Below are 18,775 nucleotides of genomic sequence, written 5' to 3'. Positions count from 1 at the left end.
TATATAAATAAACATCTTTGTTGTAATTTATTATTAATAGCACTTTTTGTACAGGTTGATAGATGTAAATTAATGTAAATTATCTACTTTACCGGTGATGATAAACAAACCAGCTAGGCTGGTAATTAGTTTGTAAACTATTCGGTTACTCAAGTAGATAACTTAATTCAGACTAAATATTCTCTTTTTCATTGTGCTAAAAAAAGGAAAGTCATACATAGACTTTCCTTTCGAATAGGTTATTTAGATAAATTACTTTTTACTAAACAATCTGCGGCTAATCGACCCGCACAACAGCATAAACAAACCGAAATACAAGCTACCACCGCGACTATCAGGTTCAGATTCACCATCGACAGTAACTAGTAATGTTTGCGTAAACTTACTTGAGTTTCCTGCGCTATCTTCTGCACTCCACTCGATAGAATAAGTTCCAGCCACTAGATTTGAGCCGTCAAAGTCAGTTGTTGCAGTAATGTTACCATCAACAAGATCGCTAGCAACTAGAGCTGCTGGTGTGTACGTAGAATTGCCATCGACAATCTCAAAGTTTAATTGCGTGTCCGCCATAAACTTAGGTGCAGTTGTATCTTTCACTGTTACAGATTGCGTTACTTCTTCTACGTTGCCTTCTGAGTCTTCTATTGTCCAGGTAACAATAGTAGTTCCAACCGGAAATCCAGCCGGAGCATCATTAGCAATTGAGACCGTTGTTGCGCTCACTTCTGAATGCTCTACAGTTGGCACAAGTTCAACAGTGGTTAGATTGCTAGTAGCCTCTACTTTAATGTCATTTAGACCTGTAATGGTCATTTCATTAGGTGGCGTAGCGATAATCGTCACTGTACGTGTTGCTGTACCTGTATGGTTATCAGAATCTGTTGCACTGTAGGTAATTGTGAAAACATCCCCTATCGTTGAAGAATCTATACCCGGCACTGATTCTTCATTTAGTGTATAAGTAATGGTAGCCGTAAGACCTGTATCGATATCATCTGTAACTACTGCACCAAGTTCTTCATATGTTGCATTTTGAAACAAAACAATATTCTTAGCGCCGTTTAGGATAACAAGTGGAATTTCAGTTTGCTCTGGCACTTCAAAGAAATCCAAAATACCGTTGTCATTTAAATCGTCAGTATCTGCGTAGCCATCTTGATCAATATCCGGTGCGCTAAAATCACCAAAATCATTCGTTACGTTTACATCTTCACCGTCAAGTAAGCCGTCGTTATCATCATCTTTATCTGAATAGTCTTCAATACCATCATCATCGCTATCAGTTACAAATGAAGCGATAACATCAGCCAACTCATCCTTTGTATTATTATAAATAACAAAACCATCAACATCGATATCTATATGACCACCAGATGCTTGGTTTACTATTTGAAACTTTAATTTCGTTTGGTCTAATAAAGCAATATTTTCTGGAGTAAGTGTTTTTTCAACTTCAAAATATGTCCATTCATTTACAATATTTGTTGAAGTTAACGCATCGGCAGGAATTCCAATAGACGAAATAGGGGCATTTTCATCACCTGCTTTAAGTTTTAATTCGAGCATGTTTGACTTACCGTCTTTCACTGTAAAAGCACTTGTATCTGTACCTGAAGGTATTTTAGCCCAAAAGCCCATATAAATATTTTCAGTTATGGTGCCAACAAAAGCATTTGAATAACTTGAACCATCACCGGTATTAATCGTCGTCGAACTATCACCAATTTTGGCAACGTCATTATTAACTGAAAAATCACCAAATTGACCTATCTCAATCCTATCAACCAAAATATGAGAAAGAGTCTCTTGTCCATCGCCCCAACCGTTATTATTACTATCTATATGTTCATCTGGATTGTAAGGCAAGGCATCATGATTAATTAGAATACCTTTATCATTAACTTCAAAATTAGCAACACCATCACCATCAAAATCTTTTGCTAAGTTATCTTCTAACTCAGCAAAATAAGCTTGTGTTGGATGTGGATCAGAGATATCAATTAAGCCGTCTTCGTCCCCATTCGGCGGTACTAACATTGATTGTTTGTCTATATCTGTATACGCAACCACATCATCGATGCTGACATCATCACCTATGGCTTGACCTTGAATAACTACTTTAAATGCCAATGTTTCAGGGTTGTACAGTACTTCTTCTAATACTTTGTTTCTATGTGGGTAATCAGGATCTGGCGCTGTACCATTAACGCTTTTTTCATTCCACTCTGCGGTTACCTCTGCGTTAACATCATTTATGTCATACGTAACGGAATGCGTTGTCCACTCGGTATCGGTGATATAATAAATAGGGAAGGTTCCATTTGAACCATCGGCTCGTAATGCAACAATTTTCGCTCTGATACCTGCAGGCTCACCTGCTAATAATGCAGCAGCAGGCTGCTCATTTAATACATTTACTTTTGCTCGAAAACCTAAAGTGAATTTAGTGAAAGAGCCGGTAGCATATAAACCACCTTCCTCTGTTGACGATTTAGTTTGGATATTTTTACCTTCTTTTACTAAAACCATATTTACATATGTTGAGCTGTTATAGCTATCAGTTGTAGTTAAAGTTGTTATAATATTTTTTGTATTTGAAAAGTTCCATTCATTTGAATCGCTTTCAAAATCACCGTTAACCACGCGGTTGATTGTAATTTCCGACAATTCAATGTCATTGGGAGCAGCATCAAACAAATCATCAACATCGTCACCGTCAGTATCGACAGCAAACGCTGCAGAACTCATTGATAGAGTTCCCGCTACTAATAGAGTTCTCAACGATTTTCCAGTAAGTGCTTGTTGTACTGCAGTTGTAAGTATTACTTTTTTGCTAATGCCCATCCTAAACCTCGTGTCTTTTATATATTATGATACTCTATACTATTATCACTGTATGATATCGATGTCAAACCCATAAGTGTGAAAAAATGTCAATTCTCGAACCTATAGCTATTAAATACAACTTCACAAATTTCATATCTACACCACAAATTCCAACAGCAGGTAAAACAGAGAAACAAACAACCTATGAATCCTTTATATTTACTGTTTATTCCAGTAAAATTGCACCCCCCCACTGGAGTTTAGCTAGCCAACATTAACGGTATATCAATCAAGCGAACACAAACAGTTAAAACCAGATTAAAACCTCAATAAAAATATGCTTAAATAATCGTCATTTTATTTACATTCATTATTGACACCGATATCATCCAGGTGTACGTTATGTTATATATAAAAACACCATAACAATTGGGGAAAACATAATGAAAGTAAATAATCTATTTAGCCTTACTTTGACCGCACTATCTATTAGCTGCGCTCTCAATACTGCAAATGCAGCAGAGGCTGAATCAAATATTGCTAACGATAAAGCTATAGACTCCGAAAACATTGAAGTAATCCAGATTGAGGGGATTAGAGGTAGTCTTGAAGATGCGCTTAATAAAAAGCGTGCAGCAGATCAAGTTATGGATTCTATTTCTGCCGAAGATGTAGGTAAATTCCCCGATGAAAATATCGCAGAGGCATTACAACGCATTGCCGGTGTCAGTATTTCTCGAGATGCTGCTGGTGAAGGTGAAGCAGTAAGTATCCGTGGTATGGGTCCAGAGATGAACTTAGTTACATTGAACGGTCAAGGACTAGCTGGTACTGGCGAAGTTTCTGAAACAGGACAAGGTTTCTCATTTGGCATGCTGTCATCTGACATGATTTCGTCTCTTGAAGTTTGGAAAAGCCCTTTAGCTAGTCAAGATGCTGGTGGTGTCGGCGGTACAGTAAACATTCGTACTCGTCAACCACTTGAATACGGTAAAACACGTATTCAGTTAGGTGGTGGAGTTGGTCATCAAGAAATTGGTGATAATGAATCTTACAAAGCTAACTTCCGTATGCTGACGCAATATTTTGACAATACTTTAGGCCTAAGTGTAGGTATAGACGCATCAGACTCTCCGTCTGAAAACCATAGTGCAGGTGCAACAAAATGGGCTACCCCAAGATCAAATAATGCAACTTTTACTCCAGCTGAGGGCGTTGAACCGATTGATGATCGATTATGGTCAGTACAAAACTATAATATCGGTACACGAGCAGCGAACCGTGAAAAATTAAGTGCTGATGTTACAGTACAGTGGCGACCAAATGATGAGATAAACTTCACTTTAGGTGGATTAGTGGCACAGCAGAACGATGATGATATCTCTAAATCTTTGCGCTTAGGTTGGACTCATAAAAATCACACATCAACTGGATTATATGATGATAAAGGCTTTATTTTCGCAAAATCCATTTTGGATTATGGCGGACAATCTGACATCGATTCTCAAACTTGGATGCGTGATACAGAAAGAGAGATAGAAAGTTTCAACTCTACTTTAGAATGGTTAATCACTGAAGACTTAACGCTTAGTTTAGCCGCAGGAACAAGTAAAGGCCATAAAGATATAGTCGTTACCTTTGATACCTTTGAAGGTAGCGTAGACAACGCAAGTTACTTATACAATGGTGGTATGCCATACATTAGATTAGGTGACGATAATACTTTGCCTATGGATTCAGAAATTCAGTTAACGGGTATGACCCATCGAGTTGAATATTCAGAAGACGAAAGTAACTTCTATCAATTTGATGTCGACTACATCACTGACTTTAGTTTATTACCTAAAGTTAGCCTTGGAGCAAAGAAGAAAGAAGAGTCGACTTTACAAACTTATGCTTTAGGTAAGTTAAAAGGTGATTTAGGTACAATGGAAGATCATTATGGCTCAAGCATGTCAGGTCACTCTTACCATAGAGGTTCGGGATTAGAACATTGGTCTATAGCAGATCAAAATTCGATTCAAAGTAGAAATATCCCATATACTGAAATCCCTTTAGAATTAGAAACAACTATTGCTTTCGATGAAAACGGTGAAATCATCGTTACTAAGCAGAAAGACAAAAGAAACGACAACCGAAACTGGGATGTTCAAACTGATATAACTGCCGCTTATATACAGTCGGAAATCGAAGCGGACATTGTACTTCCAATGCGCGGTAACATTGGTGTTCGTTACGAAAAAACTGAATTAACAGGACATTCGATAACAGAGTTAAGTGATGGTAGTTATGAGCCAGCTACCGACCACCATGACTACGATGACTTATTACCGTCACTTAATTTAGTAGCCGAGCTTTCAGAAGAAGTTCTATTGCGCTTTAGTTCTGCGGAAGTAATCTCGCGACCTAAATCTCGATTCACATCGCCAGCTAGGAAAATCAAACGAAATGCTATGGAAGGAACCCCAGGTGATGCTTCTAGTGGTAATATTGAGTTAAAGCCTTTTAGAGCATTACAATTTGATGTTGGCGTTGAATGGTATTTTGAAGAAGGAGCTCTATTAAGTGCAACTTGGTTTAAGAAAGATGTAGACAATTACATAAGCAAAGAAGTTGTATTCGAAGGTGAAGACACGGTCGAAGAAGATGATGATTATTATGTAGAAAAATACGTTGATGGCGGTGAAGGTAATATTGAAGGTATTGAGATCACATATCAACAAGCATTTACTTTCTTACCAGGATTTTTAGCAAACACTGGTGGTTCATTTAACTATACTTATACTGATTCAGAAACAGAGTCATTAGATTTACAGTTTGACACTCCTTTACCTATGGAAGGTTTATCAGAAAACACTGTAAACGCTACCTTATATTATGAAGTGAAAAACTTTTCGGCACGTATTGCCTACACCTATCGTGATGAATTCTTATTCTCAGGAACTAACAGCTCAGGTAATTCGATTTGGCTAGACGCATCAACCTATGTTGATGTACAGTTTAATTATAAGCTAAATAAGAGTGTTAGTTTTGGTTTGACACTTAACAACTTAACTTCCCAAGAAACCGAGAAATATGTTTACAGCACTGCCCGTCCTGTCGCTACAGTCGATAACGGTCGTAGAGCAATGTTCAAGGTAAATGCTAAATTTTAATTAGCATCAAGGAAACTATTGCCAATCTAACAGTTGTATATTGAAATAAGTAGACAACCATAAAAAGACTTGTAGCGTAAGCTCCAAGTCTTTTTTATGGCCTGCAACGGGAAGAAATCGAATAACAGATGAAACAACAACGGGTGGTCGACTAGGCAGTTATCTACTTAACGATAAAGAATACTCTATACCGCAACATGGTTTTGTTTAAAAACAGCAATGACAATTAGAAGATATCGCCACTGATGTCAGCCATGCCACTATTCGTTTATCGCTAAAGGAAACTAAAGAAACTAAAAAGTACTATCCTTTGGGTTTTAAACTGCTTGTTGATTATTTACTAACAAATAACGAAGTCATTATTGATTATAAGGTTATCGCAGATCCTAAGAATCAAAGCGATATGCCATTTTCTATTGGTAACCACATCACATTCAATGCACCATTTAATAAAGCGAATACATTGAACGACTTTGATTTTACTATTGACAGCAAATATAAGTTAGAGCGGAATGAACGAAGATTGATTAACGGTAATTTGGTGCCATCAAACTTAAATGGTATCCATAGCATTACCGAGTTACCAGAAAGAAAATCTATTTCTTATACTAGTTTGAGTGAAAGCTCTATGGTTACTATGTATGATACGGACGGCATTCAAGTATCAATGAGTCACCATGCCATCAGTTATCCTGCAAAGGCATTTGCTGACTTTAATTTATGGGCAAGTGCTGAGCATGGATATTTTAGCCCAGAACCTTGGGTTGGCGCACAAAACAGTTTAAATTCCGGCTATGGATTACTTAGGTTAACACAAGGTAACGCCTGGAATTGCCAAGTTAAAATACAAATCAAAAAACTAAAATAAAAAAGGCTGCCCTTAGGCAGCCTCTTCTTGAGTAAGTAATCGTTAGATTACTTAGCCAACTTTTCCTTGATACGTGCTTTCTTACCAGAAAGTTCACGAAGGTAGTAAAGTTTAGCTTGACGTACATCACCACGACGTTTAACTATAATATCAGCAACGATTGGGCTATGTGTCTGGAATACACGCTCAACACCTTCACCGTTCGAAATTTTACGAACAGTAAAAGCAGAATGCAAACCGCGGTTTTTCTTAGCGATAACAACACCTTCAAATGCTTGAAGACGCTCTTTTTCACCTTCTTTAACTTTAACTTTAACGATTAAAGTATCACCAGGTGCGAACGCTGGTACGTCTTTTTTCATTTGCTCTTGTTCAAGAGCTTTAATGATATTACTCATTTTAATTCACCTTTTGTCCTAGGTTTCACCGAACCGATCAGGATTGATGTTTAGCCTTAATAGCGTTTAACATCTTTTCCTGCTCCTCGGTCAGAGCTAGGTTAGTTAGTAATTCGGGCCTTCGAGTCCAAGTTCTTTCTAACGACTGCTGCATGCGCCATTTACGAATATTTTCATGATTACCGCTTAGCAAAACTTTAGGTACCGATTTATCTTCCAGAACTTCTGGTCTAGTGTAATGTGGGCAATCTAATAAACCGTCAGAAAATGAATCCTGCTCAGCCGATTGATTGTGTCCTAATACACCAGGAACAAATCTAGCAACCGCATCGATAAGTGTCATTGCCGGTAATTCACCGCCAGTTAACACAAAATCGCCGATAGACCACTCTTCGTCGATATCCGACTCAATAAGTCTCTCGTCAATGCCCTCATATCGACCGGCAATTAATACCAGTTTTTTATGAGTCGATAATTCACGTACACCCGCTTGGTCAAGCTTTCGTCCCTGTGGTGATAAGTAGATCACATGCGCATCATCACCTGCCGATTGTTTGGCAGCTTTGATTGCATCTCGTAATGGTTGAACCATCATCAACATCCCTGGACCACCGCCATAAGGGCGATCATCAACGGTGCGATGTTTATCAACCGTAAACTCTCTAGGATTCCAAATATTGAAATCTATTAAGCCATTACGAATTGCTCTTCCTGTCACCCCAGACTCAGTGATTGCAGTAAACATTTCAGGAAAAAGGCTTATCACCTCGATCCGCATTTTACTATTCGTCATTGAGCTAGAAACCTGGGTCCCAGTCCACGTCAATTTGTTTTGACTCAAGTGATACATTTTTGATCACTTGGTCTTCTAAGTAAGGTATTAACCTTTCTTTTTTGCCAAACGCATCTGTGCGATTAGCTTTAACAACCAGTACGTCATTTGAGCCGGTTTCCATGATGTCGCTAACTTCACCTAAGTTATACCCAGATTCATTAACTACACTCATACCAATTAAGTCGCGCCAATAGAAATCACCTTCAGGTAACTCTGGTAGCGCATCACTCGAAACTAAAATTTCAGCACTAACACGAAGTTGTGCATCATTTCGGTCACTGATGTCAGCAAACTTTGCGATTAAGCCATTATTATGACGACGCCATTCACTCACTTCGACTGTTTGTTTTTTGCCGCCTAGGTTTATCACCCAAGGGCTATAATCGAATATCGCTTGCGGATCATCAGTATAAGAATGGATCTTTAACCAACCTTTAATGCCGTAAACAGCACCGATTTTTCCAAGGATGACTTCATTTTCCATTATTAACTAATTCTCTTTAAACAAATTCTATTGTTAATTAAGCCGCTGCTGCGTCTTTAACTAACTTTGCAACACGGTCAGAAACCGTTGCACCTTGACCAACCCAATGGTTGATACGGTCAAGATCTAAACGAAGCTTTTCCGCTTGACCTTGTGCAGTAGGGTTGAAGAAACCAACTTTCTCGATGAAACGACCATCGCGAGAGTTACGGCTGTCAGCAACAACCACTGTGTAAAATGGACGCTTTTTCGCGCCGCCACGAGCTAAACGAATGGTAACCATACCGTCCTCTATATTTAAGTTATAAAACGAATTTTCCAGACACTTTCAAACCACTAGGGTTAGAAAAGCTCGCAGATTTTACGCTTTTAAGGATAAAAAGCAACCTAAAACAGCAATTAGAAGGAAAATAATAGTAAAATTTTACTTATTATAAGAGAAATTCCTGCAAAACCACAATTTAGCTATATTTATTTACAGCTATTTCCAATGTTTTAAACTAAAATCACATTTTTTTAGCGCATCGCATTCATTAACAAGAGTGACAGAATGACAACTCAGGTGAACAACAATATTAAAGGCCTAACTTTAGCCCTAACCACAGCGATTATGTGGGGCTTATTGCCTTTAGCTTTAGTTAGCGTTTTACAGTTAATGGATTCTTATACCATTACTTGGTATCGCTTTATCTTCTCCGCTATTTTTGCCGGGTACTTTCTATTCAATAAGAAACAAATACCGTGGAGCATATTTAAAAATAAAGGCACCTTTAAACGGTTATTTATTGCCGCAGTATTTTTAGCGCTCAATTATGTGTTGTATTTAAGTTCGCTGTATTTTGTTCCGCCAGAAACTGCCGGTATGCTTATACAAATGGCACCGTTTATGATGCTATTAGGTTCTGTAATTTTTTTGAAAGAATCGTTCAGCCGCGGTCAAATGGTTGGTTCTGTGGTGTTAATTAGTGGTCTACTACTGTTTTTTAACCAACAGTTTAGCAATGCCGGCGATATTGCCCCTCAGGATTTCTTATACGGGTTTATTATTATGCTCGGCGCAGCATCGACTTGGGCGGCCTATGCAATCATTCAAAAGAAAATGCTAAGCCATTACAGCTCTAGTCAGATCATGTGGTTTATTTATGTATTTGCGAGCTTATTTTTCTTACCGGTTTCAAGTCCTGCAGAAGTAATGAAGTTTGACACTTTGGCAATTCTATTATTGCTATTTTGTTGTGCTAATACGTTAATTGCTTATAGTACCTTTGCCGAATCACTAGATTATTGGCCCGCAAGTAAAGTGAGTGCAGTATTAGCCATTACGCCGCTTTTAACGGTATTATTTGCTTCTATTGGTGAGCATTATTGGCCTTCACTTTTTAATGCACAACAGCTTAACGACTTAGCTTATATCGGTGCGTTTCTAGTAGTTGGAGGCTCGATACTAACGGCCTTGGGCAATAAAATATTGAGTCGCAAAAACATGACGGCATTAAAACGTTTCGTAAGATTATAAAAACTAACTAACCAACATATAAAATAAAAGGTTCATTTCCGCTAAGAAATGAACCTTTTTTATTAGCTTGTTTCGTTAAAATAGTGAGTAAACTAAAGCAAATAACTCAACCAGTTAGCTCAATCAGTTAACTAAATCCGCATAAATAGAATTACTATTAAGTGCTTTAGTAGAACCTTTTAACGAGAAGTTATATCCACAAACACCAAAGTTTCCGCGCTTTGCAATTAACGTTACCAATTCTTCGGTGTCTAATGGTGAAAAGTTGACGTAGTAACTTCCGTCAGCCTCAACTTCAACATTAATCGTTCTGATTTTATCACCTCGATTAAACTCTATGACTTCACAAGTGTCATCACCTTGTGCAGTCGCCTGCGACCAAATCACGCCGTTATTGATTAAGTCAGCTTTAAAATGAATGATTAAAGCTTGGTGTTGATCGAGCAATAAATAAAAATCATCAGGCATAGCAAGCATGTTACCGCGCTCTTTTACCTCTACAACTTGTTTTTCTTCCACTTGATTAAGCTCTTCGTCTTCAGCAGTTTCATCTAAGTTGTTACTAAAGAAAGGCAGCCCAATAACGACAACCGAAATAATTACCAATATGGCGCCGCTCGCCATCGCTAGTGTTTTATTACCCGTTAAAAATTTATTAAGTAAATTAGCAAAATCGTTTTGTACCAAACGAGGAGCAATCTCAACAGTCTGAACGGTTTCTGCTTGTAGACTTTGTTGATAAGTCGCTTGTTGCTCATCAGCAGCATCGCTTTGACCAAACAAGCTCGGTTCAATACGGTTAGACATAGGTTTACGAGGTGCAACTTCTGGTTGGCTAAAACCACTTAAGTCTACTGGTCCAGAATATCCCATCACATAGACTCTTGCTGTTGTAGATGGCAAAGAAAAAACAACTAAGCTCATCAGTAACGCTGGCAATAGAGTAATATAACTACTCGAACTTTCTACAGCAATGATTGCCGTTAGTGCCAAAGCAAAAAGAATGGTTGCGATAAAAGCGATGCTCGAACGATTGCCGCTATCTCGACAACGACGTAATGCAGAGCAAAAATATAGGCTAACAAAAATAACCGCCCATAGACTGCGAGCAATCACAGAAGACAAGATTGCTTCGTTAAAAAAAGAAAATGCCATTAAAGAACCAATCGCAATCGCTAAAAAGCGCTCCGCAATATCATGTCCTTTGATACAAAATAGTGATTTAATTAATTGCACTTTATATGCCTGTTGTTAATTTTATGAAATCGACAATGCTCTATTAAAACAAAGTTTGCCTAAAAACTAAACTAGCAAAATCATATTGATTACTGAGCTTAGTTAAAACTAAGAAAATAAAGCCTAGAAAATAAAACCAGAGCTTATAGCTCTGGCTTTTAGTATTGCTTGTGAGTTTAGGTATTAATTAACGGCATCAAGATGCCGAAAGGTGGACTATAAACTTACCGATTAACGGCGGAACATGCCGCCTGGGCCACCCATACCGCCCATACCGCCACCGCTTTGGGAATTAACGGCATCAAGATGCCGAAAGGTGGACTATAAACTTACCGATTAACGGCGGAACATGCCGCCTGGGCCACCCATACCACCCATACCGCCACCGCTTTGGGAATTAACGGCATCAAGATGCCGAAAGGTGGACTATAAACTTACCGATTAACGGCGGAACATGCCGCCTGGGCCACCCATACCGCCCATACCGCCACCGCTTTGGGAATTAACGGCATCAAGATGCCGAAAGGTGGACTATAAACTTACCGATTAACGGCGGAACATGCCGCCTGGGCCACCCATACCACCACCACCTGGAGGCATCATACCTTTCATCGAGCGCATCATTTTTTGCATGCCGCCCTTACCTGACATTTTCTTCATCATTTTTTGCATTTGGGTAAATTGCTTCAATAACTTATTCACGTCTTGAATTTGTGTTCCAGAACCAGCTGCAATACGACGTTTACGTGAACCTTTAATGATGTCTGGACGTAGGCGTTCACCTGGCGTCATTGAGTTGATGATAGCTTCCATTCGAACGGTAACTTTGTCATCCATTTGACCTTTAACTTGCTCAGACATATTACCCATACCTGGTAACTTGTCCATTAAGCCCATCATGCCGCCCATGTTTTTCATTTGCACTAGCTGATCACGGAAATCTTCTAAATCGAAACCTTTACCGCTCTTAACTTTCTTAGCAAGTTTTTCAGCTTGTTTTTTATCTACTTTCTGTTCAACTTCTTCGATAAGAGACAATACATCGCCCATGCCAAGAATACGTGACGCAACACGATCTGGGTGGAAAGCTTCTAAGGCATCAGTTTTCTCACCAACACCTAAAAACTTAATCGGCTTACCAGTGATATGACGAATAGAAAGTGCCGCACCACCGCGAGCATCACCATCAGTCTTGGTTAGGATCACCCCGGTTAATGGTAATGCTTCATCAAACGCTTTTGCCGTATTAGCAGCATCTTGACCCGTCATAGCATCAACAACGAATAATGTCTCTACTGGGTTAATGTTGGCATGAAGTTGTTTAATTTCATCCATCATTTCGCCATCAACATGCAAACGACCTGCAGTATCGACAATGACTACATCAATAAATTTCTTTTTCGCATGGTCAATTGCTGCGTTGGCAATATCCGTTGGCTTTTGAGATATGTCACTTGGGAAAAACTCAACATTAACTTCAGTCGCTAGCGTTTCAAGCTGCTTGATCGCAGCCGGACGATATACATCGGCACTTACCACTAGAACTTTTTTCTTTTCTCTTGTCGTTAGGAATTTACCTAACTTAGCTACTGAGGTTGTTTTACCCGCACCTTGCAAACCAGCCATTAAAATTACTGCTGGTGGCGTCGCTTTAAGGTCAAGCGCTTCGTTGCTTGCCCCCATTGCTGTTTCAAGTTCTGACTGGACGATTTTTACAAACACTTGTCCAGGCGATAAACTTTTACTAACTTCAACACCTACCGCACGTTCTTTAACGTTGGCGATAAATTCGCGGATAACCGGTAAGGCAACATCAGCCTCAAGCAACGCCATACGAACTTCACGTAACGTATCTTTAATATTGTCTTCTGTTAGACGGCCACGACCACTGATATTTTTCAGTGTTTTAGCTAAGCGATCGGATAAATTCTCAAACATGGTAACCCTTAAGTAACCTTATCTACCGTTTTAATTCTTCGTTAATAGTGTTGTGCTGATTAATGTTATTTATGCTTACATACATTAATGCCGATAAACACTCGAATCCGGTATTGATTAAATTGTAAAATTATTGGCTATTATACCCTGCCCGCCAATAAGCGAAAGGGGAATATCTTTTATTTGAATAAGATTTTCAAAACTAATACAAAAGCTATTACAAAACTTATACAAAAACTATAGTTAACTTTGTGGCAACATGAGGTAAAATCAAGACTTAGAAACAAGAATTTTTGGACATTAGATGGAAACGATTAGTTTACTAATTAATAATTTTATTTTATTGGCTAACGAGGCTAGCCCTTGGTTATTGCTAGGTTTAATTATTGCCGGCTTGATGAAGTCTTTTGTACCAACAAAGATATTAGCCAAACATCTAGGTGAAGGTAAAACCGCGGTGGTCAAAGCAGCACTAATAGGTGCACCATTGCCATTATGCTCATGTGGTGTTATTCCAGTTGCAACTCAACTTAAGCGCTCGGGCGCCTCCTCTTCAGCAACGTCCGCATTTTTAGTCGCGACTCCCGAAACCGGTGTTGATTCTGTTTCCGTTTCTTATGGATTATTAGGCCCTATCATGGCGATTTATCGTCCAATAGCCGCAATCAGTTCAGCGATCATTACCGGTTTGCTTGTAACGACAGCTAAGCCACATCAAGGCGAGCAACAAGCGCCAGAATCAAGCTGTTGTGCAAGTAAAAAAGCACAGCAAGAGCAAGAAAAAGCAAGTTCATCATGTTGCAGTAAATCTCAACCTGCAAGTGACTCTGTAATAAACAAGCTTGGCTCTGGAGTTAAATATGCATTTACGCAATTGGTTGATGACTTAATCCTATGGCTGCTGGTTGGTTTAATCTTTGCCACTATAGTACGTACTTTTTTACCGACCGAATTCTTAACAAGCTATGGCAGTGGATTACCAGCAATGTTAATCATGATTGCCATTTCAATCCCAATGTATATTTGTGCGACGGCATCAACGCCGATTGCAGCTGGTTTTATTTTAGCGGGAATTTCACCAGGAACAGCTTTGGTGTTTATGATGGCAGGCCCTGCAACAAACATTTCAACACTAGGTGTGATCAAAAATGAAATGGGGACTCAAGTGTTAACTCGATACCTGTTTGGTATTGCCTCAACAGCGATAGGTTTTGGCTATTTGCTCGATTACCTTCTTAACCTTTACCAAATCGATATCGCTAAACAAATGACCCATAGCCATGAGATTTTGCCATTATGGTTTGCGATGAGTTGCACGATATTAATTGCATTAAGCTCTATCAAGCCACTAAGACGACTTGTTGTTAAATAGAATAGTTAAATAAAGTTAGCTAAGTCATTCAGTATTTTGCTAATATTGGCAATATTGCGTATTGCTAAACCATATTGGAGCTAAGTGGTGGATCTTATTAGTATTCTCACTATTGTCGTTGTCGCCTTATACCTAGGTTCAACTTATAGTGTTTCTGCCAAATTATTTGATTTAAACGGACCTAAACCTAAAGTCTATTTAACCTTAGGTTGTTTGGCTGTATTGGGCCATAGTTTGCTATTAGGGCAAACGATATTTACTCGCGCCGACGTTGACTTTAGTCTTATCAATGTCATATCGTTAGTGGCCTTTATCATCTCGTTTTCAGTCACTTTTATATCGATTCGTTTTAAAGCGAATTTGATTCTACCGGTTGTTTATACGTTTTCAGCCCTGTTGCTTTTAGCCTTGATTGTTATGCCTGCGAATAGCCACATGGCAATAGATGCATCGAATCTGAGCTTAGTACTGCACATTACGTTAGCTTTAATGGCTTATGGTATTTTAGTTATTGCTACCCTTTATGCGTTTCAAGTGAACTTTATTAATTTTAAATTGAAATCAAAAAACCTCACTGCGGTTAATCATTTACCACCGTTGATGCAAGTAGAGGGACAACTGTTTGCCATCATGGCGGCAGGAACTTCTTGTTTAATTGTATCTCAATTAGTTGGCTTTATTTTTATTGATGGCTTTATTGCTACAGAGAACCTTCATAAAACTTTATTATCGATTATAGCGATGATTATGTATGTAGTTATTTTATGGGGACACTTTCGACTTGGCTGGCGCGGCCACCGAGTATTAATCCTGTCGGTAGTAGCTACTTTAGTCTTAACATTGGCCTATTTTGGCAGTCGATTTGTAAAAGAGTTTTTATTAACGTAAAAGTTAATGTATAACTAGGCTTGTAGCAAAGAACATTATTTAAACTACAAATTATTATATAGGCAACATAGGACCCCTTCATTGGACGACATATCAACGAGTGCGCTGTTTAGCATACTTGGCGTTTTAATTTTAATTTCCGCGTATTTCTCTGGCTCTGAAACCGGCATGATGTCGCTTAACCGATATCGCTTACGTCATCTTGAACAAAAAGGTCATAAAGGCGCAAAGCGTGTCAGTAACCTACTCGATCGTACAGACCAATTAATTGGTCTAATTCTAATCGGTAATAACTTAGTGAATGTATTCGCATCGCTAGTGGCCGGTGTTATATTTGAACGATATTATGGTGATAATGGCATTTTTTATGCGGGACTCGCGCTCACATTAGTGATTCTTATTTTTGCTGAGGTTACGCCGAAAACACTTGCGGCATTGCATCCTGAAAAAGTTGCTTTTCCTAGTTCATTTCTATTACGAATTCTTCTTAAAATATTCTACCCTTTTGTTGTAGCTCTAAATTGGATTACAAACGGTATTTTGATTTTATTCAGAATTAGCCCTGAGCAAAGACAGGAACATAGTTTAAGTTCTGAAGAGCTAAGAACAGTGGTAAATGAATCTGCGGCTCTTTTACCGGCACGCGATCAGGATATGCTAGTGAGTATTCTCGATTTAGAAAAAGTAACTGTTGAAGATATTATGATCCCTCGAAATGAAATTCAGGGTATCGATATCAATGATGATTGGAAGCTTATTCAAAAGCAGTTAACTCACGCAAATCACACCCGAGTAATTTTGTATCGTGACAGTATTGATGACGTCGTTGGATACGTGCATATGCGTGATGCCGTTAAAATGTTATCGAAAAAACAATTTACCAAAGCAACCTTGCTTAGAGCGGTAAGGGAAATGTATTTTATTCCCGAAGGCACTCAACTTAACGTCCAACTATTAAAGTTTCAGCACAAAAAAGAACGCCTTGGTTTAGTGGTTGATGAATATGGTGATATCCAAGGCTTAGTAACCCTTGAAGATATACTGGAAGAAATTGTTGGCGACTTTACTACTACCATGGAGCCTGCGCCTAGCGATGAAGTCCACAAGCAACCAGATGGCAGCTATCTCGTCGACGCCAGTGTCAACGTACGAGACATCAACAAAGAAATGTCTTGGGATTTACCAATCGATGGACCAAAAACACTAAATGGTTTGGTACTTGAGTACTTAGAAGAATTTCCACAGCCAAATATCAGTATGCGTATTGCAGGTTACCCTATGGAAATTATTGATGTTAATGACAACATGATCAAAACCATTCGTATTATGCCTGAACACTATTTAAAAAATGACTAGTTGAACTCACGGTTCAAAAAGCTTTCCAAAGCCGGTTTTAAACCGGCTTTTTACTGCCCTAGCGTCACACTTAAGTACGAATACTTACTTCGCAACACATTGCCTCATCTGACCAGTTGCTAACGTGCTGCACATGTATTAGAGTCGTTGTATAAGAATTAACCTTGGTGAACTATGGGATCTAACTACGACTTTATCATTGTTGGCGCCGGCTCTAGTGGATGCGTTTTGGCAAACAAGCTTTCAAAGTGCGGCAAATATAGCGTGTGCTTAATCGAGCCAGGCTCAAAAAACAACAACCCATTAGTTAATACACCAATTGGCATTGCACTATTAATGCAACTTAAAACATTCAATTATAGTTTTAACTCTATCAATCAACCTCACCAAGATAATCGACAAATATTTCAACCAAGAGGCAAAGGACTCGGCGGCAGCAGTGCTATTAACGCCATGCTTTACACTCGTGGGCAAAAACAAGACTATGATGACTGGGCCGCACTAGGAAACGAAGGATGGGATTACGATTCTATGCTTCCTTACTTTAAGGCAATGGAAAATCAGCAAAGTATTTTAAATGACTTTCACGGCAAAGATGGCGAGTTATGGGTAAGTGATTCACGCAGTGCTCACCCTGTGGCCAGTGAGTTTGTACAATCTTCGATGAATGCTGGCTACCCGTTTAATGCCGACTTTAATGGCGCTACACAAGCCGGTGTTGGCTATTATCAAGTCACTCAAAAACTTGGTAAACGACACAGCGCAGCAGCGGCATTTTTAGCAGACATTACCAAGCGCAAAAACTTAACGATCTTAACAGGGTGCCAAGTTGAAAAAATATTAATCACAGACAACAAAGCAACGGGCGTTCGTTATCGTGCTCAAAACACCTTAATTACAATCCAAGCAGCAAAAGAAGTGATCTTAAGTGCAGGCGCATTTCACTCCCCGCAGCTGTTAATGTTAAGTGGCATTGGCGCTGAAAATGAATTACAGCAACACAATATCAAATTAGTAAAACATCTACCTGGCGTTGGTAAAAACCTGCAAGATCACGTCGATGCAATTATCGTTAATGAGATTGAGCGCGATGATGTTATTTCATTGGCACCAAAATCATTGCTCTACTTAGGTAAACAGTTATGGCGTTACTGGCGCCATAATACCGGCCTAATGACTACAAGCATTGTTGAATCCGGTGGTTTCATTAATACCAAAGACATAAATGAACGACCGGATATTCAGTGGCAATTTATCCCTGGTGCGATGGACGACCATGGCAGAAACGTCAAAATGTTCATTAAACGTGGCATATCTACCCACGTCTGTCTACTTAGACCAAATAGTCGCGGCAGTATCACCTTAAAAGATTCTAACATTGCTTCACCACCAGTCATCGATGGTAATCTGTTAAGCGATCAAGAAGACTTAAACACCATGATAAAAGCCGTAAAGATGACGAGAAAATTACTAAGTCACCCGCCGCTAGGCAAAGCGATTAAGTCTGAGATAATCCCTGGTAAAGAAGTACAAACAGATAAACAGATTGAAGACTTTCTTCGCGCAAAATCAAATAACATTTACCACCCGGTAGGTACCTGTAAAATGGGCAGTGATGATATGTCTGTTGTGAACGAAAAGCTACAAGTTCACGGCATAGGCAATTTACGCGTTGTTGATGCGTCAATTATGCCAATCATCATCAGCGCCAACACCAATGCACCGTGCATGGCAATTGCCGCAAAAGCTGCAGACTTAATTTTGGAAAAGGCTAATAGTCAACAGTCGACTTCCTGAACCTGCTTCAAAATTACACTTTCAGCCAGATACATTGGAAATAATAGAATAAATTAAATTTTTCACATAGATAAAGTCAGTTTTATGTCTATAACTGAAGCTATTG

At 38.9% G+C, this 18,775-nt stretch carries 14 protein-coding genes; 7 read left to right on the top strand and 7 right to left on the bottom strand.

Features of this window, described 5'->3' with window-relative positions; translation table 11 throughout:
- Positions 1-252: 252 nt before the first annotated feature.
- Positions 253-2,844, bottom strand: coding sequence for an immunoglobulin-like domain-containing protein (locus tag LT090_RS04325; RefSeq protein ID WP_068546028.1), 2,592 nt, complete (start codon positions 2,842-2,844; stop codon positions 253-255).
- 425 nt (positions 2,845-3,269) lie between these two features.
- Here LT090_RS04325 and LT090_RS04320 point away from each other — a divergent pair, with 425 nt between their 5' ends.
- Together LT090_RS04320 and LT090_RS04315 are read left to right on the top strand one after the other, a co-directional pair.
- Positions 3,270-5,981, top strand: a complete 2,712-nt coding sequence (locus tag LT090_RS04320) for a TonB-dependent receptor (protein ID WP_068546029.1) — start codon at positions 3,270-3,272, stop codon at positions 5,979-5,981.
- A gap of 235 nt (positions 5,982-6,216) precedes the next feature.
- Positions 6,217-6,849: an aldose epimerase family protein gene (locus LT090_RS04315; protein WP_082897128.1), complete on the top strand. Its 633-nt coding sequence runs from the start codon at positions 6,217-6,219 to the stop codon at positions 6,847-6,849.
- 47 nt (positions 6,850-6,896) lie between these two features.
- On the opposite strand, the gene rplS is transcribed toward LT090_RS04315, so the two are convergent.
- The 4 genes from rplS to rpsP are packed head-to-tail and all read right to left on the bottom strand — an operon-like array spanning position 6,897 to position 8,849.
- Entirely contained in the window at positions 6,897-7,247 is a 351-nt protein-coding gene (gene rplS, locus LT090_RS04310; RefSeq protein WP_068546031.1) for a 50S ribosomal protein L19, read from the bottom strand.
- Positions 7,248-7,284: 37 nt separating this feature from the next.
- On the bottom strand, positions 7,285-8,040 hold the full coding sequence (trmD, locus tag LT090_RS04305) for a tRNA (guanosine(37)-N1)-methyltransferase TrmD (protein ID WP_068546032.1): 756 nt from the start codon (positions 8,038-8,040) through the stop codon (positions 7,285-7,287).
- A 4-nt stretch (positions 8,041-8,044) separates the two neighbouring features.
- Positions 8,045-8,566 carry a ribosome maturation factor RimM gene (rimM, locus tag LT090_RS04300; RefSeq protein ID WP_068546033.1) on the bottom strand — a complete coding sequence of 174 codons (522 nt, stop codon included), beginning with the start codon at positions 8,564-8,566 and terminating at the stop codon, positions 8,045-8,047.
- 37 nt (positions 8,567-8,603) lie between these two features.
- Complete coding sequence (gene rpsP / locus LT090_RS04295; RefSeq protein WP_068546034.1) at positions 8,604-8,849, bottom strand: 30S ribosomal protein S16; 246 nt, start codon at positions 8,847-8,849, stop codon at positions 8,604-8,606.
- Positions 8,850-9,116: 267 nt separating this feature from the next.
- On the opposite strand from rpsP, the gene LT090_RS04290 reads away from it, so the two are divergent.
- Positions 9,117-10,082, top strand: coding sequence for a DMT family transporter (locus tag LT090_RS04290; RefSeq protein ID WP_068546035.1), 966 nt, complete (start codon positions 9,117-9,119; stop codon positions 10,080-10,082).
- A 123-nt stretch (positions 10,083-10,205) separates the two neighbouring features.
- Here the strand turns inward: LT090_RS04290 and LT090_RS04285 are convergent, their stop codons facing one another.
- A complete protein-coding gene (locus LT090_RS04285) occupies positions 10,206-11,318 on the bottom strand; it encodes a hypothetical protein (RefSeq protein WP_068546036.1) in 1,113 nt (370 codons plus the stop codon).
- A gap of 546 nt (positions 11,319-11,864) precedes the next feature.
- Positions 11,865-13,256, bottom strand: a complete 1,392-nt coding sequence (gene ffh / locus LT090_RS04280) for a signal recognition particle protein (protein ID WP_068546037.1) — start codon at positions 13,254-13,256, stop codon at positions 11,865-11,867.
- Positions 13,257-13,560: 304 nt separating this feature from the next.
- Here ffh and LT090_RS04275 point away from each other — a divergent pair, with 304 nt between their 5' ends.
- From LT090_RS04275 to LT090_RS04260, 4 genes are all read left to right on the top strand, one after another.
- Positions 13,561-14,628 (top strand): SO_0444 family Cu/Zn efflux transporter, encoded by a 1,068-nt coding sequence (locus LT090_RS04275; protein WP_068546038.1) that lies wholly within the window; start codon positions 13,561-13,563, stop codon positions 14,626-14,628.
- Positions 14,629-14,715: 87 nt separating this feature from the next.
- On the top strand, positions 14,716-15,516 hold the full coding sequence (locus LT090_RS04270; protein WP_068546039.1) for a cytochrome C assembly family protein: 801 nt from the start codon (positions 14,716-14,718) through the stop codon (positions 15,514-15,516).
- Positions 15,517-15,597: 81 nt separating this feature from the next.
- Complete coding sequence (locus LT090_RS04265; RefSeq protein ID WP_068546040.1) at positions 15,598-16,872, top strand: HlyC/CorC family transporter; 1,275 nt, start codon at positions 15,598-15,600, stop codon at positions 16,870-16,872.
- 174 nt (positions 16,873-17,046) lie between these two features.
- Positions 17,047-18,669, top strand: coding sequence for a GMC family oxidoreductase (locus LT090_RS04260; protein ID WP_068546041.1), 1,623 nt, complete (start codon positions 17,047-17,049; stop codon positions 18,667-18,669).
- Positions 18,670-18,775 lie beyond the last annotated feature (106 nt).

The sequence above is a fragment of the Thalassotalea crassostreae genome (genome assembly GCF_001831495.1).
In the GTDB taxonomy this organism is placed as follows: domain Bacteria; phylum Pseudomonadota; class Gammaproteobacteria; order Enterobacterales; family Alteromonadaceae; genus Thalassotalea_A; species Thalassotalea_A crassostreae.
This window is presented reverse-complemented; position numbering and strand designations above follow the sequence as displayed.